This is a genomic window from Pseudomonas ekonensis (genome assembly GCF_019145435.1).
In the GTDB taxonomy this organism is placed as follows: domain Bacteria; phylum Pseudomonadota; class Gammaproteobacteria; order Pseudomonadales; family Pseudomonadaceae; genus Aquipseudomonas; species Aquipseudomonas ekonensis.
In genome coordinates this window covers 1173230-1195003 of sequence record NZ_JAHSTS010000002.1, presented here as the reverse complement: position 1 = coordinate 1195003, position 21774 = coordinate 1173230, and the positions used below count along the sequence as shown (strand labels likewise).

General features: G+C 65.3%; 23 protein-coding genes. 12 read left to right on the top strand and 11 right to left on the bottom strand.

Features of this window, described 5'->3' with window-relative positions; all coding sequences use genetic code 11:
• Positions 1-27: 27 nt before the first annotated feature.
• On the top strand, positions 28-585 hold the full coding sequence (locus KVG96_RS18490) for a cysteine hydrolase family protein (RefSeq protein ID WP_217893372.1): 558 nt from the start codon (positions 28-30) through the stop codon (positions 583-585).
• Between the two features lie 254 nt (positions 586-839).
• Here the strand turns inward: KVG96_RS18490 and KVG96_RS18485 are convergent, their stop codons facing one another.
• The 5 genes from KVG96_RS18485 to KVG96_RS18465 form a co-directional block, all read right to left on the bottom strand.
• Positions 840-1040, bottom strand: a complete 201-nt coding sequence (locus KVG96_RS18485; protein WP_085581598.1) for an SEC-C metal-binding domain-containing protein — start codon at positions 1038-1040, stop codon at positions 840-842.
• Between the two features lie 5 nt (positions 1041-1045).
• On the bottom strand, positions 1046-1531 hold the full coding sequence (locus KVG96_RS18480; RefSeq protein WP_217893371.1) for an LEA/WHy family protein: 486 nt from the start codon (positions 1529-1531) through the stop codon (positions 1046-1048).
• An 84-nt stretch (positions 1532-1615) separates the two neighbouring features.
• A complete protein-coding gene (locus tag KVG96_RS18475) occupies positions 1616-2695 on the bottom strand; it encodes a GTP pyrophosphokinase (RefSeq protein WP_217893370.1) in 1080 nt (359 codons plus the stop codon).
• A gap of 19 nt (positions 2696-2714) precedes the next feature.
• Positions 2715-3188, bottom strand: coding sequence for a YchJ family protein (locus KVG96_RS18470; protein ID WP_217893369.1), 474 nt, complete (start codon positions 3186-3188; stop codon positions 2715-2717).
• Between the two features lie 4 nt (positions 3189-3192).
• Positions 3193-3690 carry a DUF6231 family protein gene (locus KVG96_RS18465; protein WP_217893368.1) on the bottom strand — a complete coding sequence of 166 codons (498 nt, stop codon included), beginning with the start codon at positions 3688-3690 and terminating at the stop codon, positions 3193-3195.
• 199 nt (positions 3691-3889) lie between these two features.
• Between KVG96_RS18465 and KVG96_RS18460 the strand changes: the two genes are divergently transcribed.
• The 4 genes from KVG96_RS18460 to KVG96_RS18445 all read left to right on the top strand — a co-directional run bounded on the left by KVG96_RS18460 (position 3890) and on the right by KVG96_RS18445 (position 6580).
• Positions 3890-4585, top strand: a complete 696-nt coding sequence (locus KVG96_RS18460; RefSeq protein WP_085581606.1) for a PA1041 family peptidoglycan-binding anchor lipoprotein — start codon at positions 3890-3892, stop codon at positions 4583-4585.
• Positions 4586-4675: 90 nt separating this feature from the next.
• Positions 4676-5389, top strand: a complete 714-nt coding sequence (locus KVG96_RS18455; RefSeq protein WP_217893367.1) for a PA1041 family peptidoglycan-binding anchor lipoprotein — start codon at positions 4676-4678, stop codon at positions 5387-5389.
• A gap of 161 nt (positions 5390-5550) precedes the next feature.
• Positions 5551-5829 carry a DUF1145 domain-containing protein gene (locus KVG96_RS18450; protein ID WP_085581610.1) on the top strand — a complete coding sequence of 93 codons (279 nt, stop codon included), beginning with the start codon at positions 5551-5553 and terminating at the stop codon, positions 5827-5829.
• Positions 5822-6580 carry a collagen-like domain-containing protein gene (locus tag KVG96_RS18445; protein WP_217893366.1) on the top strand — a complete coding sequence of 253 codons (759 nt, stop codon included), beginning with the start codon at positions 5822-5824 and terminating at the stop codon, positions 6578-6580. Before KVG96_RS18450 ends, KVG96_RS18445 begins: the two co-directional genes overlap by 8 nt.
• Before the next feature lie 57 nt (positions 6581-6637).
• Here the strand turns inward: KVG96_RS18445 and KVG96_RS18440 are convergent, their stop codons facing one another.
• Entirely contained in the window at positions 6638-7102 is a 465-nt protein-coding gene (locus tag KVG96_RS18440; RefSeq protein ID WP_217893365.1) for a CopD family protein, read from the bottom strand.
• Between the two features lie 99 nt (positions 7103-7201).
• On the opposite strand from KVG96_RS18440, the gene dinG reads away from it, so the two are divergent.
• The 5 genes from dinG (at position 7202) to pdxH (ending at position 14973) form a co-directional block, all read left to right on the top strand.
• On the top strand, positions 7202-9346 hold the full coding sequence (gene dinG / locus KVG96_RS18435) for an ATP-dependent DNA helicase DinG (protein ID WP_217893364.1): 2145 nt from the start codon (positions 7202-7204) through the stop codon (positions 9344-9346).
• 95 nt (positions 9347-9441) lie between these two features.
• Positions 9442-11796 (top strand): beta-galactosidase, encoded by a 2355-nt coding sequence (locus KVG96_RS18430; RefSeq protein WP_217893363.1) that lies wholly within the window; start codon positions 9442-9444, stop codon positions 11794-11796.
• Positions 11797-11941: 145 nt separating this feature from the next.
• Positions 11942-13087: a serine hydrolase domain-containing protein gene (locus tag KVG96_RS18425; RefSeq protein WP_217893362.1), complete on the top strand. Its 1146-nt coding sequence runs from the start codon at positions 11942-11944 to the stop codon at positions 13085-13087.
• Between the two features lie 113 nt (positions 13088-13200).
• Complete coding sequence (locus KVG96_RS18420) at positions 13201-14301, top strand: OmpA family protein (RefSeq protein ID WP_217893361.1); 1101 nt, start codon at positions 13201-13203, stop codon at positions 14299-14301.
• 24 nt (positions 14302-14325) lie between these two features.
• Entirely contained in the window at positions 14326-14973 is a 648-nt protein-coding gene (gene pdxH / locus KVG96_RS18415) for a pyridoxamine 5'-phosphate oxidase (protein ID WP_217893360.1), read from the top strand.
• Between the two features lie 5 nt (positions 14974-14978).
• On the opposite strand, the gene KVG96_RS18410 is transcribed toward pdxH, so the two are convergent.
• The gene (locus KVG96_RS18410) at positions 14979-15215 is read right to left on the bottom strand and encodes a hypothetical protein (RefSeq protein WP_085581626.1); all 237 of its coding nucleotides are present in this window, start codon (positions 15213-15215) and stop codon (positions 14979-14981) included.
• Between the two features lie 168 nt (positions 15216-15383).
• Between KVG96_RS18410 and KVG96_RS18405 the strand changes: the two genes are divergently transcribed.
• Entirely contained in the window at positions 15384-15848 is a 465-nt protein-coding gene (locus tag KVG96_RS18405; protein WP_085581628.1) for an outer membrane lipoprotein, read from the top strand.
• A 72-nt stretch (positions 15849-15920) separates the two neighbouring features.
• Here the strand turns inward: KVG96_RS18405 and KVG96_RS18400 are convergent, their stop codons facing one another.
• The 3 genes from KVG96_RS18400 to nhaA form a co-directional block, all read right to left on the bottom strand.
• Positions 15921-16172, bottom strand: a complete 252-nt coding sequence (locus tag KVG96_RS18400) for a pyocin S6 family toxin immunity protein (RefSeq protein WP_217893359.1) — start codon at positions 16170-16172, stop codon at positions 15921-15923.
• A 10-nt stretch (positions 16173-16182) separates the two neighbouring features.
• Positions 16183-17376 carry an S-type pyocin domain-containing protein gene (locus tag KVG96_RS18395; protein ID WP_217893358.1) on the bottom strand — a complete coding sequence of 398 codons (1194 nt, stop codon included), beginning with the start codon at positions 17374-17376 and terminating at the stop codon, positions 16183-16185.
• Positions 17377-17534: 158 nt separating this feature from the next.
• Positions 17535-18716, bottom strand: a complete 1182-nt coding sequence (nhaA, locus tag KVG96_RS18390; protein WP_217893357.1) for a Na+/H+ antiporter NhaA — start codon at positions 18714-18716, stop codon at positions 17535-17537.
• 247 nt (positions 18717-18963) lie between these two features.
• On the opposite strand from nhaA, the gene KVG96_RS18385 reads away from it, so the two are divergent.
• A complete protein-coding gene (locus tag KVG96_RS18385; RefSeq protein ID WP_217893356.1) occupies positions 18964-20058 on the top strand; it encodes a PLP-dependent cysteine synthase family protein in 1095 nt (364 codons plus the stop codon).
• A 64-nt stretch (positions 20059-20122) separates the two neighbouring features.
• Here the strand turns inward: KVG96_RS18385 and KVG96_RS18380 are convergent, their stop codons facing one another.
• Positions 20123-21736 (bottom strand): NAD(P)/FAD-dependent oxidoreductase, encoded by a 1614-nt coding sequence (locus KVG96_RS18380; protein ID WP_217893355.1) that lies wholly within the window; start codon positions 21734-21736, stop codon positions 20123-20125.
• Positions 21737-21774 lie beyond the last annotated feature (38 nt).

Below are 21774 nucleotides of genomic sequence, written 5' to 3'. Positions count from 1 at the left end.
AACTGACCTTTGGGGAGAAACACCGCCATGGAACTCCAGGCCAACGCCGCCCTGATCATCATCGACCAGCAGAAAGGCATCCTGCAGCCGCGCCTGGGGCGGCGGAACAATCCGCAGGCTGAGGCACGGATCCTCGAGCTGCTGGAGAGGTGGCGCCGCAGCGGCCGGCCGGTGATCCATGTCCAGCATCTGTCGTGTTCACCGGAGTCGGTGTTCTGGCCCGGGCAATCGGGGGTGGAGTTTCAGGAGCGCTTCGCGCCGCAGGCCGGCGAGCGGCTGATCCAGAAGCAGGTGCCGGATGCGTTCTGCGCGACGGGACTTGAAGCGATGTTGCGCGGGGCGGGGATCGGGCAACTGGTCATCGTCGGCGTGGCGACCCACAACTCCGTGGAGTCCACGGCGCGCACGGCAGGCAATCTGGGGTTCGAGGCCTGGGTGGCGGAGGATGCGTGCTTCACCTTCGACAAGGCCGATTTCTTCGGCGCGCTGCGTTCGGCCGAGGATGTGCATGCGATGTCGCTGGGGAACCTGCACGGCGAGTATGCGACGGTGGTCGGCAGTGGAGAGATTCTGGCGGCGGTCTGAGGGTGTGGTGGTGAATGGGCTGACGCCATCGCTGGCAAGCCAGCTCCCACAGGAAATGTGCGCGATGCGGATTCAGTCTGAGAGCAACAGTCTTCTGCCGGCCCTGCGGCGTTTGGGCTGACGCCATCGCTGGCAGGCTGGTTTCCACAGGCGTCTTGGTCGAATGCAGCATTTGCGGTCACTGCATCACAAGGCGGGAGCCAGCCTGCCGGCGATGGCGGTCGGTCAGGCGAAGCCGGTCTTCGCCCCAGGCATCACGCGCCGTGGCACTTCTTGAATTTCTTGCCGTTGCCGCACGGGCAAGGGTCGTTGCGGCCGACGTCCTTCAGGGCGTTGCGCACCGGCTCCTGGTGGGCGTGGCCGCAGTTCGGGCCGTGGACATGGCCATGGTCGTGGTGGTGATGGTCATGATCGTGGTTGCAGTCAGGGCCATGGACATGAGGTTGCTGGGTCATCGGGGTCACTCCGGAATCAATTCGGCGGGGATTATCACGCCATTGCGCTCCAGGTGCACGTAGTGCGCGATGAATAAACCGGTTTCCATCTCGCCCTGCAGCCGGTAGGGGATCTGCTGGTTGGGGTTCTTGAGCAGTTTCACCACCTCTTTCACCTGAGGCCACAGGTTGGTGCGCACCGGCACCTTATAGAACGCGCTGCGCTTGGGCCCCACCGTGATCCAGTGTTCGTGCTCGCCCTCGGTCAGCAGCAGGCCGGCCAGGTGCACGCGGTATTCGAGGCCGCGCACGGTCAGGTCGCTGTCGTTGGGGTTGTCGATGCGAAAGTGCAGGACGAACTTCTGCTCCAGCAGCTTGGCCCGCACCACTTCCACCTTCACCAGATGCACCGCCGGATCCGGCAAGTCGTCGGCGAACCACGAGGCGCAGCCGCTCACTCCCAATAGAACCATCAGGGTGAGTGCGCCCCGTGCCATGCGTTGAAAGCCCATGCCAAACTCCTTTTTGGACTGAGTCTAGCAACCGGTCGATGTGATGCATGCCAATGCATCCGCACTCACTTGCAAAGGGGCGGGTCAGTCTCGGGCAAATTTCTTCGCGACGGAAAGCACTTGCTCCGCCATACCGCGGTCCCAATCGAGTGCTATCAGGTGGTCCTCGGAGAGCTGCGACGATTTTTCCCGCAGGATCAGGAGTTGGCAGATGAAGGCGACGCTCGCGGACCAACTGCTGCTGCCTCGTTCCTTGTTGCGTCTGATGAGTTCGCGGAAAAATTCATGCGCGAAGACGGAGGCCGATTCGAGCGTCTCGTCAAGTTGGCGGATCGTCGTCAGCCCGGCCAATTTGCAGATTTGGATCAGTTTCGAAAACGTCTCGTTGTCGTCGCGTGCGACGGTATTGGGCCGATCGACAGCAAATCCGGCGTTTCGGGCGTCCTGGAGAAATGCCGAGCCTGAAAGCAAGTTCAAATGTTGCTTCAGGGACGCGAGGTCTATCGGTATGTCCGTCTCCTCCTGTTCCAGCTTTTTGCCAATGTTTACATCCTCCTGTTGAGACAGCGCCCTCAACGACTCGAACTCGTCGTCGGCGATCTCAAACAGGGCCGCAAGTCGAAAGAGCTTCCTTTTCAGGTTTTCTGGCACATCGGAGTCGCGCTTGTATTCGAGCTTGTGCGATATCGCCGCCCAGGCATGTTGAAGCACGGTTCTGACCTGAATCTCAAACTTCAGCCCGGTCAGTGATGTGAGCTCGTCGGGAATCTCGGTGCCGGGTTCGATCTGAACAATGAAGTGAACGGAGCGGTAACCAAAAGTCGACTCGTCTGCCGGTTTTTTGACCTCTTTGGGTTGAACCTGCTTGAACAGGCCCACCAGCTGTTTTTCCACTTCGTCTATGTCGTCTTCGTAGAAGGTGATCACCCGCAGGCCGACAAGATCGGTGATGTCTTCGAAAGGCTTCCGGTAATCCTTTACGGGGTTGCTTACTTTCTTCAGGAAGCTTTTGGTGTCTTTTGCCCTTGACTCGATCAGGTGATGCTTGACGTTGTTTTCTGTCAGTTTTTTGCTCAGGAGTTGCTCTAGGGACGCAGCGTATCTTTCGTATAGAGGGAGTTTTTCAGCGTGTTGCCTTTCCAGAGATTGGTTCGCTTCATTCATGTCTGCCTTCCTTGTTCGACTACTGAAAATAACCGGCGCAGCACTTCTTGAACTTCTGCCCGCTGGCGCAGGGGCAGGCGTCGTTGCGGCCGGTCTTCATCGCTACGGTCGGGTCGATGAAGTACCAGCGGCCGGCGTTCTGCACGAACGAGGAGCGTTCGCGGTGGCTGTGTTCGCCCTGGCTGTCGTGCCAGCGGGCGGTGAAGGTGACGAAGGCGTGTTCCGGCTGGCCGCCGAGCACTTCGGAGCTTTCCACCTCAAGGCCGAGCCAGGTGCTCTGGGCGCTCCAGTCGCTGATCGACTGGCGGTCCAGCCCCGCTTGCTGGGCGGGCAGGGTGGTCGCCACCAGGTAGTCGACCAGGCCCAGCACGTAGGCGCTGTAGCGCGAGCGCATCAGGGCTTCGGCGCAGGGGGCCGGATGGCCGGCATGATAATGGCCGCAGCAGGCGTCCAGCAGGTTGCCGCTGCCGCAGGGGCAAATGGCTGTACTCATCGGATTACCACCAGTATTTCCCGAAGTTTTCCGGGTTGGCCCAGAACTTCGAATTGAGCCAGTCGGGGACTTGCTTGTAGTCAAGCAGATCGTAGGTGAAGAGGGTCAGCACTTGCTCGTCGCGGGCAAAGCGCTCGCTGGCCTGCAGGGCCAGGGAGTAGAAGTCCGTCTCTTGCCAGCCGCTGGCCGAAAGGTCCGCCAGCACGGCGATGCGGCTGGCGTTGAGGTTGCGGATGCCGCCCAGCAGGTTCAGGCCGTCGCGCTTGGGCAGGTGCTCCAGGCAATCGACCACCAGCGCCAGGTCGAACCGCTGCGAGGCGAGTTCATCGGGCAGGGCGCCGGGGGCGGCGTGGGCGACGCGGGTGTCCGGGTGGGCCTCTTTGAAGGCGGCCAGGGCCGGGAACTCGCTGGCGCCGATCAGCAGCAGGCGGGCGGGCGCGTAGCGGTCAAGCAGGGCGGCCAGCGCCTGCTGCGGCGTACGGGTGGAAAGGGCGACGGTCATGGAAAGTCCTCGGTCAGGCCGTCAAGACTAGCGTGCCGGGGCGCCGGAGCCTAGCGCCCTGTTTCGCGGGTTTGCGGCAAGTGCGCCGAAGTCCCGTGAACAGGCGCGCAAACAGCCGTGACCTATTGCTGGCGGAGATTAAAACTCCGGTCTTTACTCCCTGAATCGGTTGCAAGCCGATCCCTCAGGAGAAAACTAGATGAGCATAGTTCGGACAGCATTGCCCTTGGTTCTGCTAACCAGTGTGTTGACTGGTTGTGCAGGTTTGCAGAAAACCGACTGGCCGACCTGTGCGGCAGTCGGCGGTGTCGTCGGCGCAGGTCTCGGGGCGACGGAAAGTTCGTCCTGGGCCGGTTACGGCGCGCTGTTGGTCGGCGGCACGGCAGCGGCCTACTGCTGGGTGCACGGTGACGGCGACGAGGACGGCGACGGTGTGCCGGACAGCCGCGACAAGTGCCCCCACACGCCTCGCGGCGTGAAGGTCGACGCCGACGGCTGCCCTCCACCGGCACCTGCGCCAGTGGTGGAAGAAGCGGTCGTGGTCAAGGAAGAAACCATCGTGATCCGCGATGTGCACTTCCAGTTCGACAAGGCCACGCTGACGCCATCCGATAAACAGGTCCTGGACAAGGTCGCCTCGCGCCTGAAACAGGAATCCTCCACCGCGCAGCTGACCGTGACCGGTCACACCGACAGCGTGGGCAGCGATGCCTACAACAAGAAACTGTCGGACCGCCGTGCGCACTCGGTGGTCGAGTACCTGATCCAGCAAGGCGTGCCTCGCGCAAGCTTCGTGTCGGTGACCGGTGCCGGCGAAAGCCAGCCGGTGGCGGACAACAAGACTGCGGACGGCCGCGCGCTGAACCGTCGCACGGAAATCAAAATCGTGCGTTGAGCCCCCTCGCATCCGCGGCTTGTGCAGTCGCGGATGCGGGTCTTTACTCCTGTGTAACCGGTATGGGCCGGTGACACAGGAGCTTTCACGATGAGTGTTCTCACAAGGTCCGTCTTGCCGGTTCTGCTGCTGGGCAGCCTGCTGACCGGTTGCGCCACCCACAGCGATGGCACCGCTCCCCTCAATCAACGCACATGGCCGATCTGCAGCCTCATCGGCGGGCTGGTCGGCGGCGGTCTCGGCGCGCTCGAAAACGGTGGTTGGGCGGGCGGCGGCGCGGCGTTGGGGATCCTCACCGGCGGACTGATCTGTTACGCCCAGGACGGCGATGAAGACGGCGACGGCGTGTTCGACCGCCGCGACCGTTGCCCCGACACACCGGCCAACACGCCGGTCGACCACCGCGGCTGCCCGCTGCCGCAGTACCCGGCCACCGAGAAACCGGCCCCGCAGACCGAAGTCATCACCCTGAGCGATGCCGGCAACGTGCTGTTCGATTTCGACAAGTCCGACCTGACCCCGGCGGCGAAAAGCCAACTGGATGCGTTGATGGACAAGCTGCGCAACGCCGACGTGGTGAGCATCAAGGTCATCGGCCACACCGACAGCAAAGGCACCGACGCCTACAACCAGGCCCTGTCGGAACGGCGCGCCAGCAGCGTGGCGGCGTACTTGCTGAGCCAAGGGCTGGAGCCCGGCAAGCTCACCAGCGAAGGACGCGGCGAGCGCGAACCGGTGGCGGACAACAACACCGACGAGGGCCGCGCGCAGAACCGTCGCGTGGAACTTCACATCAATCGTTAGGAAATGTCTGTAGTCCGCAGGCTAGAGCCGTCGGCCGCCGCTCCTGGGTGTGCCGGCGGCCGTCCGGCGGGTGACGGATTTTTTTCATTTTCCCCTCTGGCTAATCCATCACCGAAGCCGTTACTGTGCGCCCAAAGAATAATTCCGACACGGGGGAGCGTATGAAGCTGTTATGGGGGCTGGGGCGGTTGTTGACCCTGCTGTTCGTTTGCGTGGTGCTGGCCAATCAGTTGGTGCCGTTTGTCCGTCCGCTGCACCTGCTGGTCAACCTGGCCGGCGGTCTCTGGCTGCTGATCCACGTCCTCGAGGCGCTGCTGTGCAACCGCAGCCTCAAAGGGCGTCCGCACCCTTGGCGCGACCGTGGCCGCATCCTGCTGTTCGGCGTTTTCCACCTGCAAACCATCCCGGCCCCGGCCGCCCCGGAGGCTTCCCATGCGTAAACTCTGCCTGCTCGCTGCATTCATCAGTCCACTGGCCTGCGCCCAGGTGGTCAGCGTCGAAACCAACTCCCTGATGCGCCTGCCCAACACCACCAGCACACTGCAGCTGGAACGGCTGGAGGTCGCCGACTACGGCACCTTGCTGGTGCCGTCCAACGTCACCGAGCTGACCGTCAAGGAACTGCGCCTGGGCCACGAAGCGCGGATCGCCATCGTGCCGGGCGAACAGGCGCTGGACATGAAGGTCAGCCGTGCGGACCTGGCCGAAGGAAGCCGGATCACCGCGCGCGGGGCGCCGGGCACCTACGAAAAGGCGGCCCGCGCCGGACGCAACCTGAACCTGCAGTTCAAGGCGCTGAACGCACCGCAGCTGTCGGTCGATGCCCGCGGCGGCACCGGGGCGCCGGGGTTCGTCGGCCTGGACGGCGCCAACGGCCAGGATCCGGGCTGCACCTGGGGCCAGGCCGGCCGCGGTTTTGACGGCAGCGACGGCAGCGACGGCCAGCCGGGCGCGCCGGGCGGCCTGGTGCGTCTCGAAGTGCCGCGGGATTTCCCGGCGCAGTTGATCAAGGTCGATGTGGCCGGCGGCGCCGGCGGCCCGGCGGGGCCTGGCGGCAAGCCTGGGGCGGGCGGCAAGTCCAAGGGCTGCCTGGTGTACCGCGCCGACGGCGGCAAGAGCGGCCGTCCGGGCGCCGATGGCCAGCCGGGGCCTGTGGGCGCGGCAGGTTCCGTGACCGTGCAGCACCTGTAAGCCATTGCGCTCAGGCCGGGGAGCCGGCGCCCCGGCCTGAGCGGTGTCGCGTGCGGCTCAGAACGTCGGCCGCGCCGCCGCCACCGCCACCAGGGCAATGCCGACCAGCAGGTTGATCCCCACCACCCGACGGATCCGTCCCAAGACCGCCGCACCCGCCGGCCAGTCCTTCGCCTCCACCGCCGTGCGCAGTTCCGGCAGCATCAGTGCCTGAATCCGGATGAACAGCGCCGTCATCACCACGAACAGCCCCATCATCACCTGCACGTACCGCGGCGCGTTGTCGAAGCCGATCTGCTGCAGGTGCAGCATGCCCACGCCGGTGACCGGCAGCAGGATCACCGCGCCCCACACCCAGCGGAAAAAACCTTGAAACACTTCCACCCACAGGGTCAGCCGGCCGGGGCCGTCCAGCGCCTTGACCGCGGCGGGGCGCAGCACCATCCAGGCGAAGAACATGCCGCCGACCCAGACCAGGGCGGCGAGCACATGCAAGGGGTAAACGAGGCTAAAAGGTGTCATTGGGGCACTCCGTTCTGCGCGGGACTGATTAGCGGGGTATGATAGCGGCCGATCCGAACCACTGAAAATTTATCCAGCGCTTTTTGCGCCCGACACCCCATGATCAGCACCGAACTCAAAACCACGATCCAGGGCGCCTACTCGCGTTTCCTCGAGGCCAAGAGCCTCAAGCCGCGCTACGGCCAGCGCCTGATGATCGCTGAAGTCGCCAAGGTCCTCGGCGACATCGACACCGACGACGAAGGCAAGCGCAGCGGCGACCCCGCGGTGGTCGCGGTGGAGGCCGGCACCGGTACGGGCAAGACGGTGGCCTACAGCCTGGCGGCGATCCCGACCGCCAAGGCCGCCGGCAAGCGGCTGGTGATCGCCACCGCCACCGTGGCCCTGCAGGAGCAGATCGTCTACAAGGACCTGCCGGACCTGATGCGCAACAGCGGGCTGAACTTCAGCTTCGCCCTGGCCAAGGGCCGCGGCCGCTATCTGTGCCTGTCCAAGCTCGACATGCTGCTGCAGGAAGGCCACGCGCAGACCGCCACCGCCCAGCTGTTCGAAGAGGAAGGCTTCAAGATCGAGGTCGACGAGGCCAGCCAGAAGCTGTTCACCAGCATGATCGAGAAGCTCGCCGGCAATAAGTGGGACGGCGACCGCGACAGCTGGCCCAACGCCCTGGAGGACGCCGACTGGGCGCGCCTGACCACCGACCACAGCCAGTGCACCAACCGCCATTGCCCCAACTTCGGCCAGTGCGCCTTCTACAAGGCGCGCGAAGGGATGGGCAAGGTCGATGTGATCGTCACCAACCACGACATGGTGCTGGCCGACCTCGCGCTGGGCGGCGGCGCGGTGCTGCCGGACCCGCGCGACACGATCTACGTGTTCGACGAAGGGCATCACCTGCCGGACAAGGCCATCGGCCACTTCGCCCATTACACGCGCCTGCGCTCCACCGCCGACTGGCTGGAGACCACCGCCAAGAACCTCACCAAACTGCTGGCCCAGCACCCGTTGCCCGGCGACCTCGGCAAGCTGATCGAACAGGTGCCGGAGCTGGCGCGGGAGATCAAGGCCCAGCAGCAGTTCATGTTCAGCGCCTGCGAGCAGATCGCCGACTTCCGCCCCGGCGAAGACACCGAAGGCCGCGAGCGGCCGCGCCACCGCTTCGTCGGCGGGGTGATCCCCGAGCACATGCGCGAAATGGGCATCGAGCTGAAGAAGGGCTTCGCCCGGCTCAACGACCTGTTCACCCGCCTGACCGACCTGCTCAAGGAGGGCATGGACGGCGAGGTCAACATCGGCATCGCCAGCACCCAGGCCGAAGAATGGTATCCGCTGTTCGGCAGCCTGCTGTCCCGGGCCTCCGGCAACTGGGAGCTGTGGACCGCGTTCACCGCCGAGGATCCGCAAGACAACCCGCCCATGGCCCGCTGGCTGACCCTGGCCGAAAGCGGTTCGCTGTTCGACATCGAGGTCAACGCCAGCCCGATCCTGGCGGCGGAGACCCTGCGCCGCAGCCTGTGGAACGTGGCGCACGGCTGCCTGGTGACCTCGGCGACCCTGACGGCGCTCGGCACCTTCGACCGTTTCCGCATGCGCGCCGGCCTGCCGAAAAAAGCCGTCACCGCCGTGGTGCCGAGCCCGTTCCACCATTGCGACGCCGGCGTGCTGCGGGTACCGGACCTCAACGCCGATCCGCGGGACGCCGCCGGCCACACCGCCGCGATCATCCGCGACCTGCCGGACCTGGTCGAAGGCTCGCGGGGCAGCCTGGTGCTGTTCTCCTCGCGCAAGCAGATGCAGGACGTGTTCGACGGCCTCGACCGCGACTGGCGCAAGCAGGTGTTCATCCAGGGCAACCTGTCGAAGCAGGAAACCCTGAACAAGCACAAGGCGCGGGTCGACGGCGGCGATTCCAGCGTGCTGTTCGGCCTCGCCAGCTTCGCCGAGGGCGTGGACTTGCCGGGCGCGTACTGCGAGCACGTGGTGATCGCCAAGATCCCGTTCTCGGTGCCCGACGATCCGGTCGAGGCCGCGTTGTCGGAGTGGATCGAGGCCCGGGGCGGCAATCCGTTCATGGAAATCGCCGTGCCGGACGCCTCGCTCAAGCTGGTCCAGGCCTGCGGCCGCCTGCTGCGCACCGAAGAGGACCGCGGCATCATCACCTTGCTGGACCGGCGGCTGGTCACCCAGCGCTACGGCAAGGCCATCCTCAATGCATTGCCGCCGTTCCGGCGTGAAATTTCCTGAGGCACCGGTGGGCGGTTTCGCCCGCCGCGTTGTCTATCTCTCTGCCATCGCCTGTCCACCGGCCTCTACGGGTCGCTAGGGAGAATTCCTTTCTTATGATTCGCCGTTCGTTGCCTGCCGCTTTTGCCCTGATGTTCGCCGCCCCGTTGCTGGCGGCGCCCGCCGGCCAGCAGACCCTGTTCAATTTCGTCCGTCCCGCCGACGTGGTGAAGGTGACCACCGAAAACGCCGACTTGCCCCAGGCCAACGCCGAGCAGACGCCGGAAGGCGAAGTGCTGCGCCGGGTGACGTTCAGCCCGGTCGCCCGTCCGACCCTGCGCCTGGCCCCGCAGACCGGCGCCTGGGACTGGTCGCAGTCCGGCATGATGAGCTTGCGCCTGCAGAGCGCCATGGACTGGGCCGTCACCGTCTACGTGCAGATCCAGAGCAACGACGGCAAGACCCTGACCAGCCGCGTCGACCTGCCGGCGGGCCCTGCCCAGACCCTGCTGGTGCCGTTGACCGCGAGCTCGCCCCTGAGCCAGGGCATGAAGGCCGCGCCGCCGATGCCGATCACCGTCGACGGCCAGCGGATCCTGCTGGCCGGCAGCAGCGGCGAGCTGGATCGCAGCCAGGTGGTGTCGGTCAGTCTGTCGCTGGACCGGCCCAAGGCGGCGCAGAGCCTGCTGCTTGAGCGCTTCGGCGTGCAGGACGGCGACGAGGCGGTCAAGGCCGCCTACGGCAACCTGGTGGATGCCTATGGCCAATCCACCCGGGGCAAGTGGCCGGAGAAGGTCGCCAATGACGAGCAGCTCAAGGCCGCCGCCGCCAAGGAACAGCAGCAACTGAAAGGCTGGCTGGCGGAGCGCGAGAAGGCGCCGCTGGACAAGTTCGGTGGCTGGATCGGCGGCCCGGCGTTCAAGGCCAGCGGATTCTTCCGCAGCGAAAAGCGTGACGGACGCTGGTATCTGGTGACGCCGCAGGGCCATCCGTTCTACTCGCTGGGGGTGAACACCGTCAGCCCGGACGTGAACCCGACCTACGTGGCCGGCCGCGAATGGATGTTCGAATCCCTGCCCAAGCCCGACGAGCCGCTGGCCAGCCACTACGGCGAAGGCGACAACCGCGGCGGCAACGGCGCCGATCAGGGGCGCGGCTATAACGTCGGGCGCTGGTACGACTTCTACGGCGCCAACCTGCAACGCTTGAACGGCGACCCTTGCGCCGCGCAGATCCACAGCCAACCCGGCGCCGAGGCGGCCGCTGCCGCGCCGTGCAAAGCCACGGTCGACGAGAAGCGCTGGACCGCCCACACCCTCGACCGTCTGCTGGCCTGGGGCTTCAACACCGTCGGCAACTGGAGCGCGTCGCCCTTGGGCAACGCCCAGCGCATGCCCTACACCCTGCCGCTGTCCATCGTCGGCGACTACGCCAGCATCAGCACCGGCAACGACTGGTGGGGCGGCATGCCCGACCCGTTCGACCCGCGTTTCGCCATGGCCACCGAGCGCGCCGTGGCCATCGCCGCCCGCGACCACCGCGACGATCCGTGGCTGATCGGCTACTACGCCGACAACGAACTGGCCTGGGCCGGCCCCGGCGACGACCCGAAATCGCGCTACGCCCTGGCCTACGGCACCTTGAAAATGACCACCGACGTGCCGGCCAAACGCGCCTTCCTCAAGCAACTGCGGGACAAGTACCGCAACCAGGAGGGCCTGTCCAAGGCCTGGGGCATCGACCTGCCGGCCTGGGAACTGATGGAGGATCCGGGTTTCGTGCCGCCGCTGCCGAGCGCCGAGCACCCGGAGATCGAAGCCGACTTCAAGTACTTCCAGAAAGTGTTCGCCGACACCTACTTCAAGACCATTTCCGACTCGCTCAAATGGCATGCGCCGAACCAGATGCTGCTCGGTGGCCGCTTTGCCGTCAGCACCCCGGAAGCCGTGGCCTCCTGCGCGCAGTTCTGCGATGTGCTGAGCTTCAACCTGTACACCCTCAAGCCGCAGGACGGCTACGACTTCGCCGCGTTGCGCGAGCTGGACAAACCGGTGCTGATCACCGAGTTCAACTTCGGCTCCACCGACCGCGGCCCGTTCTGGGGCGGCGTGACGCCGCTGGCCAAGGAAGAAGACCGCGGCCCGGCCTACGCCAACTTCCTCAAGCAGGCCCTAAGCGAGCCGTCGATCGTCGGCGTGCACTGGTTCCAATACCTGGACCAGCCGGTGACCGGGCGTTTGCTGGACGGCGAAAACGGCCACTTCGGCCTGGTGGGCGTGACCGACCTGCCGTTCCAGGGCTTTGTCGAGGCGGTGCGCAAGAGCAACCTGGCGACCGTCGGGCAGATCGGCAAAGAGGCATCGCGGCCGCTGGGCGACACCGGTCACGAAGCCGAAGGCGGGCGCAAAGGCGAGGCCGGCAAGGGGCCGGACGCCGGCCATGCCGGGGGGCACTCGGGCAACGGCCACTGACGCCATCGTCAGCGGGCCGCAACGCCGGGAACCTCCGATCCTCTTTTCGGCCGCACAACCGCCCGGCTCGCAGCAGTTCCCAAAACCCTCACGGGCTGGAACAATGCCGGCCACTTTGTAGAGCGTTTGGGCGGGGGAGTTGCGGGTGCAGATTCAGGGACATTACGAGCTTCAATTCGAAGCGGTGCGCGACGCCTTTGCGGCACTGTTCGACGATCCCCAGGAGCGCGGCGGGGCGCTGTGCATCCGGGTCGGTGGAGAGACCGTCCTCGACCTCTGGGCCGGCACCGCCGACAAGGACGGCAGCGAAGCCTGGCACAGCGACACCATCGCCAACCTGTTCTCCTGCACCAAGCCGTTCGCCGCCGTCACGGCGCTGCAACTGGTGGCCGAAGGCAAGTTGCAACTGGACGTTCCCGTCGCCCGCTACTGGCCTGAATTCGCCGCTGCCGGCAAGGAATCCGTCACCCTGCGCCAATTGCTCTGCCACCAGGCCGGCCTGCCGGCCCTGCGCGAGCTGATGGCACCGCAAGCCCTGTACGAATGGCAGACCATGGTCGACGCCCTCGCGGCGGAGGCGCCGTGGTGGACGCCGGGCACCGGCCACGGCTACGCCGCGATCACCTACGGTTGGCTGGTGGGCGAACTGTTGCGCCGGGCCGACGGGCGCGGGCCGGGCGAATCCATCGTGGCCCGGGTCGCCAAGCCGCTGGGGCTGGACTTCCATGTCGGCCTCGCCGATGAGGAATTCCATCGCGTGGCCCACATCGCCCGGGGCAAGGGCAACGCCGGTGACGCCGCCGCCCAGCGCCTGCTGCAAGTGACGATGCGGGAGCCGACCGCCATGACCACCCGCGCCTTCACCAACCCGCCGTCGGTGCTCACCAGCACCAACAAGCCTGAGTGGCGGCGCATGCAGCAGCCGGCGGCCAACGGCCACGGCAATGCGCGCAGCCTGGCCGGGTTCTACGCCGGCCTGCTCGACGGCAGCCTGCTGGAAAGCGAAATGCTCGACGAGCTGACCCGCGAACACAGCCTCGGCGAGGACAAGACGCTGCTGACCCGCACCCGCTTCGGCCTGGGCTGCATGCTCGACCAGCCCGACGTGCCGAACGCCACCTACGGCCTCGGCCCGCGCGCCTTCGGCCATCCGGGGGCGGGCGGCTCCGTCGGTTTTGCTGATCCGGAGCACGATGTCGCGTTCGGTTTTGTGACAAATACCTTGGGGCCGTACGTCTTGATGGATCCGCGCGCGCAGAAGCTGGCGCGGGTGCTTGCCACTTGTCTGTAAAGCGTTGCCGGAGGTTCCAGGGCCGGAACCTCACCCGTTTTTTCGATTCAAAGCGTCTGTTTATCCGGGCCGACCAGCTCCGGTTGTTCATCACTTCATTTTGTGGGTTTCCAATGTCTTCCAAACCAACTCTCGCCCTGGCCCTGTGTTTTGCGATCACCGGTTGCGCCCAGACCCCGAAAAGCGACGCCGACGGCGGCAGCTGGTGGCCGTTCGGCTCCTCCGACAAGGTCGCGGCGAAAGAGCCGGCGCCGGCCCCGGCACCGCTGAAGCCCGCGGTCACCGCGCCGGTGGCCAAGTCCGAAAGCGGCAGCCATTGGTACTGGCCGTTCGGTTCCGACGACGCCAAGGCCGACAGCAAGGCCGAGGCCAAGCCTGAAGCGAAACCCGAAGCCAAACCGGTCGCCGTGGCCAAGGCCGACGCCGACAAGGGCGGCAAGTGGTGGTGGCCGTTCGGCGGCAAGGACCAGGACACCGGCGCCAAGGCTGCGCCGATGCCTGACCCGAAAGTCACCCAGGCCTGGCTGGACGACTACGAGCCGCGCCTGCGCGAGGCGATCAAGGAAAGCAACCTGCAGCTGGAGCGCCGCGAAAACGTGCTGGTGGTGACGGCGCCGGTGGAGGGCTCGTTCAACCCGGACCGTCCGGCGATGCTGCTGCCGGTCACCCTCGGCCCGTTCACCCGCGTGGCGAAGATCCTCGAAGCCGACCCTAAGACCGCCGTGCTGGTGCTCGGCCACAGCGATACCACCGGTGCCGCCCCGGCCAACATCAAGCTGAGCCAGGAACGCGCCCAGGCCGTGGCGGCGATTTTCCGCCTCAGCGGCCTGCAGCGTGACCGCCTGATGCTGCGCGGCATGGGTTCCGAAGCGCCGCGGGCGGCCAACGACAGCGCCGAAGGCCGTGCCCTGAACCGTCGCGTCGAACTGCTGGTGACCCCGCAGAACACCATGGTCGCGCTGCTGAGCAAGTACAACATGCCGGCGCCGAAACCGGTGACCATGGTGGCCGCACAAGACGTCAAGCCAGCCGCCAAACCGGTGACGCCGGCCCCGGCCGCCAAGAAAGCCGCCGTACCGGCCACCAAAAAGGCCCCGGCCAAGAAAGCCGCCGCCAAGGCTCCGGCCAAGAAAACCCCGGTGAAGAAGACCGCACCGGCCAAAGCCGCCACGGCCGACAAGAAAGTCGCCGCGGCCGATACTTCAAAGAAGTGATCCGTTAACGAAAAGGAATGCGCCATGACCCAGGCTCTGGCAGATATGCGTCGTGATTACACCCGTGACGGCCTGACCGAGGCGCAAGCCCCGGCCGAGCCGTTCGCGTTGTTTCACCAATGGTTCGCGGACGCGGTGAAAACCGAACAGGCACCTGTCGAGGCCAACGCCATGACCCTGGCGACGGTCGATGCGGACGGCCGTCCGCATTGCCGCATTCTGCTGCTCAAGGGCCTGGACGAGCAGGGCTTCACCTTCTTCACCAATTACGACAGCGCCAAGGGCCAGCACCTGGCGGCGAACCCGTTCGCCGCCATGACGTTCTTCTGGCCGACCCTGGAGCGTCAGGTGCGGATCGAAGGCCGGGTGGTCAAGGTCACGCCGGCCGAGTCCGATGCGTATTATCAGGTGCGGCCGCTGGGCAGTCGCCTGGGCGCCTGGGCGTCGCCGCAGAGCCGGGTGATCGACGGGCGGGGGGAACTGGAGGATTTGCTCAAGGCCACCGAGCAGCGCTTCAGCGACACCCAGCCGGACTGCCCTGAGCATTGGGGCGGTTACCGTCTGCTTCCCGAGCGCATCGAGTTCTGGCAGGGCCGTCCGAGCCGCCTGCACGATCGCCTCAACTACCGCGTGCAGGGCGCCGGCTGGATTCTGGAACGTCTGGCGCCGTAGGCAGTCTACCGCTCGGGATAGTCTGCCGCGGCGGCCTTGAGCCACTGCGGCAGGTCCCGACGCTTGATCTTCTGTTTTTGGGCCTGTGCCAAGCGTTCAAGCATGAAGGCGCGTTTGCTTTCATCCTTGCCGGCCAGCGACAATGCCAGATCGCGATCCATCCAGCGTTTGATTCGCACGTACAGCCACCCATGGAAGTACAGACCGGCAACGGTTGTGGCGACGATGATGAAGTAATCCATGAGAATCCTTGGGGCTGTGGCGCGGTTTTCCGAATTTGGCGCTACTGTTGGGTGAATCGTTTGAGGCGCCTGTACCGGGCCTGAATGAAACCAATTTTATCCGGGCGGCGCCGTGACAGGCGTCAAGCTGCGGAGTTTAATGAATACCTGTCCTTTGGAGTTGATCCTATGCGTAAGTCTGTCCTGCTGGTTGCTTCCTTTTCCACGATGGCGATGCTGCTCACCGGCTGCCAGTCGAGCCTGACCGGCGACACCTACTCCCGTGACGAAGCGCGTCGCGTGCAGACGATTCGCATGGGCACCATCGAATCCCTGCGTCCGGTGAAGATCGAAGGCACCAAGACCCCGATCGGCGGCCTCGCCGGTGCAGCGGTGGGCGGCGTCGGCGGCAGCGCCATCGGCGGCGGCAAAGGCAGCATCGTGGCGGCGGTCATCGGTGCCGTGGCCGGCGGCCTGGTCGGCTCCGCCGCCGAAGAAGGCCTGACCCGTACCCAGGGCGTCGAGATCACCGTTCGCGAAGACGACGGCAGCATGCGCGCCTACGTGCAGGAAGTGCAGCCGAACGAAGTGTTCCGCGTGGGTGAGCGCGTGCGCATCTCCACCGTGGGTGGCACCAGCCGCGTTTCGCACTAAGCGGATTGCAGTTGAAGAAAACCCCGACCGGGTGACTGGTCGGGGTTTTTTGTTTGTTTCCGGTCGGCAGTATCAGTACTTGGCACAGGTGCCCATAAAATACTCCAGACCATTCGGGAAGCTGACATTTAGAAGGGCTTCCAGTGCCGTTACCTGATCTTCGCTCAGTAACAATTCACCAGGCTCCAGTTCGCTCAGAGACTTGGACTCAATGAGCTGGGCAACTTTTTCATTCATTTCACTACCGTCGATATCTAATTCGAACTGCAGCGTGTCGTCTTGGACGTCATCTGGGTAAAAGCCGGTTATTGAAAGGAAGAGCATGGTTTGATCCTTAGTTTTTAGTGGTTCTTCTATCTGGCTCTGCGGGGCCGATTTGCTCGCCTGTGAGGTGATTGAACTCCCCCAAATGTGTGGTTCCTAGTTTGTCGTATTTTTCTACTGCATTACTTTTGTAATCCCACTCATAAATCCGGCCTTTACGGTCTACCCAACGTGCTCGCCGCTTTCCTCCGCCTCGAACCGATGACTTCGATTTCACCCTGATTGCATCAGGGAACGCTGGTAGCGTTTTTGGATGGCCGTAATAAGCATGGTCGGGGGGCTGGCTGAGAACGATGTATAACGGCCGAACTCCCGACTCTGCAGGAAACACCAGAATGAAATCCCGGTACTCCGGCGGATAGACCGGGTTCACCAGAGTGCTGTCTGCCGCTTCCGTCGGCGGGTACACCCAGATGTGCGGCGCCTGCGGGGCGGCTTCCAGGGGCGGGATGCCGAGGGTGACGGCGCCGTCGTCGGCCGGTGTCCAGATCAGTTCAATGCCTTCGCCAAGGTCCGCGGTGTACTGGCTGCCACGCGGGGCGAACTGCACGACCTCGACCATTTCCCAGTCGCGGTGCTTGCCGGTGTAGAAGCCGTAACCCGTGAGGCTGCCGTCCTCCTGCTGTTCGACGCGCAGACGCACGCGGGTGCGGGCCTGTTTGAGGGCGCGCAGTTGGTCGTCGGTGTAGAGCGCGCTGTCGCCGAGGCTCGACGGCATCAGCAATGCCACCAGTCCCGTCAGCGTGGCCGCAGCGGTGCCGGCGGCCACGGTCGGCAGGGCTTCGAACAGGGAGCCGGCGAGGGCGAACGTGCCCAGGCCTGCAGGGATGGCCGTGCCGCTGATTTTCCTGAGGGGCACGCCGCCGCTGGCATCGGCCTCACGGGCGCCGAGCAGGATCAGGTCGCCGTAGTCCTTCAGGCTGTCGGTCGGCACCATGCCGGAGGGATTGGCGTAGTCGATGACCGCGTCCGGCAATTTGCAGGACTCGGCGAACACACAACCGGCGCGAACCGGTTCAGGTTTGTTGGCGGCTGCCTCGCGGCTGCGTTCGAAAGCTTCCTGCCTTGCGAGCATGGCGTCGTAGGCGTTCTGCCGGGCTTCGCGTTCAGCCAGTTCGGCGGCCGTCATGTAGCGGTGGGTGACGAGATGGCCGTCGCCCGACGGCGGGTTGGAAATCTTGGGGGTGTCCTTTCTGCCAGCCACTGATCGTCCTTTCGTTCATGCATCGACAGCCCCGGAGAAGGGGCTGCACGACGTTAACGAAGTGGGAACGGCGTGGCTGTAGGACGCGTCTGTGATGACGTGGGGATTGTTCGTCGCGAAGGTATGGCGAGGGCGCAAGCTCCCTCGCCAAAGAGGACTCAGCTGATGGCTGTCTTTCTGCTCGCCGCAGCCGTCACGGCGTAGCCGATCAGCGCCGCGAGGATCGAGCCGGTCAGGATGCCCATCCGGTCCATGCCGACGTAGTCGCTGGCGCCCGGCACGAAGGCCAGGGAGCCGACGAACAGGCTCATGGTGAAGCCGATGCCGCAGAGGATCGCCACGCCCAGCACCTGGCCCCAGTTGGCGCCCTGGGGCAGGGCCGCGAGGCCGGTCTTGACCGCCAGCCAGGTCAGGCCGAACACGCCGACGGTCTTGCCCAGCAGCAGGCCGACCGCGATGCCCATCGGCACGTGGTGGGTGAAGCTCTCGAGGGTGACGCCGCTCAGGGACAGGCCGGCGTTGGCGAAGGCGAACAGCGGCAGGATGCCGTAGGCCACCCAGGGATGCAGGGCGTGTTCAAGGCTCAGCAGCGGCGACGGTTCGGCGTTCCGGGTGCGCAGCGGAATGCAGAAGGCCAGGGTCACGCCGGCCAGCGTCGCATGGACGCCGCTCTTCAGTACGCACACCCACAGGATCAGCCCGACGATCATGTACGGCCCCAGCTTGACCACACCGAGCCGGTTCATCGCCACCAGCGCCGCGATGCACGCGGCCGCCAGGGCCAGGGACAGGGTCGACAGCGCGCCGGAGTAGAAGATCGCGATGATCACGATGGCGCCCAGGTCGTCGATGATCGCCAGGGTCATCAAGAACAGCTTCAGCGACACCGGCACCCGCTTGCCCAAAAGGGCCAGCACGCCGAGGGCGAAGGCGATGTCGGTGGCGGTCGGGATCGCCCAGCCGCCGAGGGCCGCCGGGTTGTCGCGGTTGAGGAACCAGTAGATCAGCGCCGGCACCACCATGCCGCCGATGGCCGCCGCGCCGGGCAGGACGATCTGCGAAGGCTTCGACAGCTGGCCGTCGAGCACCTCTCGCTTCACCTCCAGGCCGATCAGCAGGAAGAACAGCGCCATCAGGCCGTCGTTGATCCACAGGAGCAGGGGTTTGGCGATCTTCAGCGCGCCGATCTGCGCCACCACCGGGGTGTCGAGCAGGCCGGCGTACAGCCACGACAGCGGCGAGTTGTTGATGATCAGGGCAAGGACGGCTGCGGCGATCAATAACAGACCGCTGGCAGCTTCCAACTGAAAGAAACGCGTGAAAGTGCTACGCAGAGGCAAGGTCGCTCTCCATCGGATTCGTCAAAAAGGTGGGACACCCTAACCCGTACGGTTAGTTGTTAAAACAAAAGTTATATTCTTTTTTGTTATATGTCGTTACAGAGCGGGATGTGGATGCGGGCTGAGCCTAGCAGTTGCCAAAGGTATTGGCGGTCAGCTGTATCTGTTGATCGTGAGGGATTTTTCCTAAGCTTGCGGACTGAGCCTGCGAAGGCGATTCCTGCCCGATTCAACGAGAACGACAGCCATGAGCGACAACCGACAGTGGGCCCGCGAAGCCATCCGGATCATCGAAGCGGACTTCCAGCGCAGTGCCGACACCCACCTGATTCCCTTGCCGCTGCCGGGGTTTGCGGGCATCGAGCTGTACTTCAAGGACGAGTCGAGCCACCCCACCGGCAGCCTCAAGCACCGTCTGGCCCGTTCGCTGTTCCTTTACGCGTTGTGTAACGGCTGGCTGAAGCCCGGGGCGCCGGTGATCGAGGCGTCCAGCGGTTCGACGGCGATTTCGGAGGCGTATTTCGCCCGCATGCTGGGCCTGCCGTTCATCGCAGTGATGCCGGCGACCACGTCGAAGGAAAAGATCGCCCAGATCGCCTTCTACGGCGGCCAGAGCCATCTGGTGGACGATCCGACGCAGATCTACGCCGAGTCCGAGCGTCTGGCCCGCGAGCATGACGGCCACTTCATCGATCAGTTCACCTACGCCGAGCGCGCCACCGACTGGCGGGCGAACAACAACATCGCCGAGTCGATCTTCCAGCAGATGCGCTACGAGCAGCACCCGACGCCGGCCTGGCTGATCTCCAGCCCCGGCACCGGCGGCACCACCGCGACCCTGGGCCGTTACGTGCGCTACCGCCAGCATTGCACCCGCGTGCTGTGCGCCGATGCCGAGCGTTCGGTGTTCTTCGATTTCTACCGGACCGGCGACGCGAGTCTGCGCCTGAGCCACGGTTCGCGGATCGAGGGCATCGGCCGGCCACGGGTCGAGGCGTCGTTCCTGCCCAAGGTGATCGATGCGATGGTCAAGGTGCCGGACGCCCTGTCGCTGGCGGCCATGCATTACCTGGCCAAGCGTCTGGGACGGCATGTGGGCGGTTCGAGCGGCACCAACCTGATCGGCGCGCTGATGGCGGCCCAGCAGATGAAGGCGGCGGGGGAGACGGGGTCGATCGTGGCGATTCTGTGCGACGGCGGCGAGCGCTATGCCGACACCTATTACGACCCGGCCTGGCTCAAGGCCCAAGGATATGAACTGGACGGGCTGGTCGCGGCGGTGGCGGCAAGCGCCGAGCGGGGCGAGGCGCTGCCGGAATCGGTGCTGCGCGCCAACATCTGAGGCCGCCGCACCAACCCATGTGGGGGCGAGCAGGCCCGCTCCCACAGGTTTTGCGGTGGTTGTGTCAGGCCTCCAGGCCCAGGATGTCGCGGGCCACGGCTTCGGCGATGCGGATGCCGTCGACACCTGCCGACAGGATCCCGCCCGCATAGCCCGCGCCTTCGCCGGCCGGGAACAGCCCTTTCACGTTCAGGCTCTGCAGCGACTCGTTGCGGGTGATGCGCAGCGGCGACGAGGTGCGGGTCTCGATCCCGGTCAGCACCGCGTCGTGCAGCGAGTAGCCGCGGATCTGCTTCTCGAACGCCGGCAGGGCTTCGCGGATCGCCTCGATGGCGAAGTCCGGCAGGGCCAGGGCCAGGTCGCCCAGCGCAATGCCCGGCTTGTAGGACGGCTCGACCTCGCCCAGCTCGGTGGACGGCTTGCCGGCGATGAAGTCGCCGACCAGTTGCGCCGGCGCCTTGTAGTCGCTGCCGCCGAGGATGAAGGCGTGGGACTCCAGGCGTTCCTGCAGCTCGATCCCCGCCAGCGGGCCGCCCGGATAGTCGACCTCAGGGGTGATGCCGACGACGATGCCGGAGTTGGCGTTGCGCTCGTTGCGCGAGTATTGGCTCATGCCGTTGGTGACCACCCGGTTCGGCTCGGAGGTCGCCGCCACCACGGTGCCGCCCGGGCACATGCAGAAGCTGTAGACCGAACGGCCGTTCTTGGCGTGGTGCACCAGTTTGTAGTCGGCGGCGCCGAGTTTCGGGTGGCCGGCGTACTTGCCCAGCCGCGCGCGGTCGATCAGCGACTGCGGGTGCTCGATGCGGAAGCCCACCGAGAACGGCTTGGCCTCCATGAACACGCCACGGCTGTGGAGCATGCGGAAGGTGTCGCGGGCGCTGTGGCCCAGGGCCAGGACCACGTGTTTCGAATGCAGGGTTTCGCCGCTGGCCAGTTCGACGCCGACCAGTTGGCCGTCTTCGATCAGCACGTCGGTGACGCGTTGCTGGAAGCGCACTTCGCCGCCCAGGGCACGGATCTCTTCACGCATGGTCTCGACCATGCCGGTCAGGCGGAAGGTGCCGATGTGCGGCTTGCTGACGTAGAGGATCTCTTCCGGCGCGCCGGCCTTGACGAACTCGTGCAGCACCTTGCGGCCGAGGAACTTCGGATCCTTGATCTGGCTGTACAGCTTGCCGTCGGAGAACGTGCCTGCGCCGCCTTCGCCGAACTGCACGTTGGACTCGGGGTTGAGCACGCTCTTGCGCCACAGGCCCCAGGTGTCCTTGGTGCGCTGGCGCACTTCGGTGCCGCGTTCGAGGATGATCGGCTTGAAGCCCATCTGCGCCAGCAGCAGGCCGGCGAAGATGCCGCACGGGCCGAAGCCGACCACGATCGGCCGTTCGCCCAGATCGGCCGGCGCCTGGCCGACGAACTTGTAGCTGACATCCGGGGCCTCGTTGACGTTGCGGTCGTCGGCAAAGCGCGCCAATACCTTGGCCTCGTCGCGCACGTTGAGGTCGATGGTGTAGATGAAGCTCAGTTCGGAGGATTTCTTGCGCGCATCGTAGCTGCGCTTGAACAGGGTGAAGTCGAGCAGGTCATCGCTGGCGACCCCCAGGCGCTGCACGATGGCGGTGCGCAGGTCTTCGTCGGGATGGTCGAGCGGCAGCTTGAGTTCGGTGATTCGTAACATGGCAGGATCCGGTTCGCGGGGCGCACAACTGCGCCAGG

What these genes read in the sequence shown, in the direction of transcription:
- KVG96_RS18440 (WP_217893365.1), bottom strand. Translation starts at nt 7,102, where the DNA reads ATGACACCTTTTAGCCTCGTTTACCCCTTGCATGTGCTCGCCGCCCTG.
- KVG96_RS18405 (WP_085581628.1), top strand. Translation starts at nt 15,384, where the DNA reads ATGCGTAAGTCTGTCCTGCTGGTTGCTTCCTTTTCCACGATGGCGATG.
- KVG96_RS18400 (WP_217893359.1), bottom strand. Translation starts at nt 16,172, where the DNA reads ATGCTCTTCCTTTCAATAACCGGCTTTTACCCAGATGACGTCCAAGAC.
- KVG96_RS18485 (WP_085581598.1), bottom strand. Translation starts at nt 1,040, where the DNA reads ATGACCCAGCAACCTCATGTCCATGGCCCTGACTGCAACCACGATCAT.
- KVG96_RS18465 (WP_217893368.1), bottom strand. Translation starts at nt 3,690, where the DNA reads ATGACCGTCGCCCTTTCCACCCGTACGCCGCAGCAGGCGCTGGCCGCC.
- KVG96_RS18445 (WP_217893366.1), top strand. Translation starts at nt 5,822, where the DNA reads ATGCGTAAACTCTGCCTGCTCGCTGCATTCATCAGTCCACTGGCCTGC.
- KVG96_RS18490 (WP_217893372.1), top strand. Translation starts at nt 28, where the DNA reads ATGGAACTCCAGGCCAACGCCGCCCTGATCATCATCGACCAGCAGAAA.
- KVG96_RS18480 (WP_217893371.1), bottom strand. Translation starts at nt 1,531, where the DNA reads ATGGGCTTTCAACGCATGGCACGGGGCGCACTCACCCTGATGGTTCTA.
- KVG96_RS18420 (WP_217893361.1), top strand. Translation starts at nt 13,201, where the DNA reads ATGTCTTCCAAACCAACTCTCGCCCTGGCCCTGTGTTTTGCGATCACC.
- KVG96_RS18430 (WP_217893363.1), top strand. Translation starts at nt 9,442, where the DNA reads ATGATTCGCCGTTCGTTGCCTGCCGCTTTTGCCCTGATGTTCGCCGCC.
- dinG (WP_217893364.1), top strand. Translation starts at nt 7,202, where the DNA reads ATGATCAGCACCGAACTCAAAACCACGATCCAGGGCGCCTACTCGCGT.
- KVG96_RS18380 (WP_217893355.1), bottom strand. Translation starts at nt 21,736, where the DNA reads ATGTTACGAATCACCGAACTCAAGCTGCCGCTCGACCATCCCGACGAA.
- KVG96_RS18410 (WP_085581626.1), bottom strand. Translation starts at nt 15,215, where the DNA reads ATGGATTACTTCATCATCGTCGCCACAACCGTTGCCGGTCTGTACTTC.
- KVG96_RS18385 (WP_217893356.1), top strand. Translation starts at nt 18,964, where the DNA reads ATGAGCGACAACCGACAGTGGGCCCGCGAAGCCATCCGGATCATCGAA.
- KVG96_RS18460 (WP_085581606.1), top strand. Translation starts at nt 3,890, where the DNA reads ATGAGCATAGTTCGGACAGCATTGCCCTTGGTTCTGCTAACCAGTGTG.
- KVG96_RS18455 (WP_217893367.1), top strand. Translation starts at nt 4,676, where the DNA reads ATGAGTGTTCTCACAAGGTCCGTCTTGCCGGTTCTGCTGCTGGGCAGC.
- pdxH (WP_217893360.1), top strand. Translation starts at nt 14,326, where the DNA reads ATGACCCAGGCTCTGGCAGATATGCGTCGTGATTACACCCGTGACGGC.
- KVG96_RS18450 (WP_085581610.1), top strand. Translation starts at nt 5,551, where the DNA reads ATGAAGCTGTTATGGGGGCTGGGGCGGTTGTTGACCCTGCTGTTCGTT.
- KVG96_RS18475 (WP_217893370.1), bottom strand. Translation starts at nt 2,695, where the DNA reads ATGAATGAAGCGAACCAATCTCTGGAAAGGCAACACGCTGAAAAACTC.
- KVG96_RS18470 (WP_217893369.1), bottom strand. Translation starts at nt 3,188, where the DNA reads ATGAGTACAGCCATTTGCCCCTGCGGCAGCGGCAACCTGCTGGACGCC.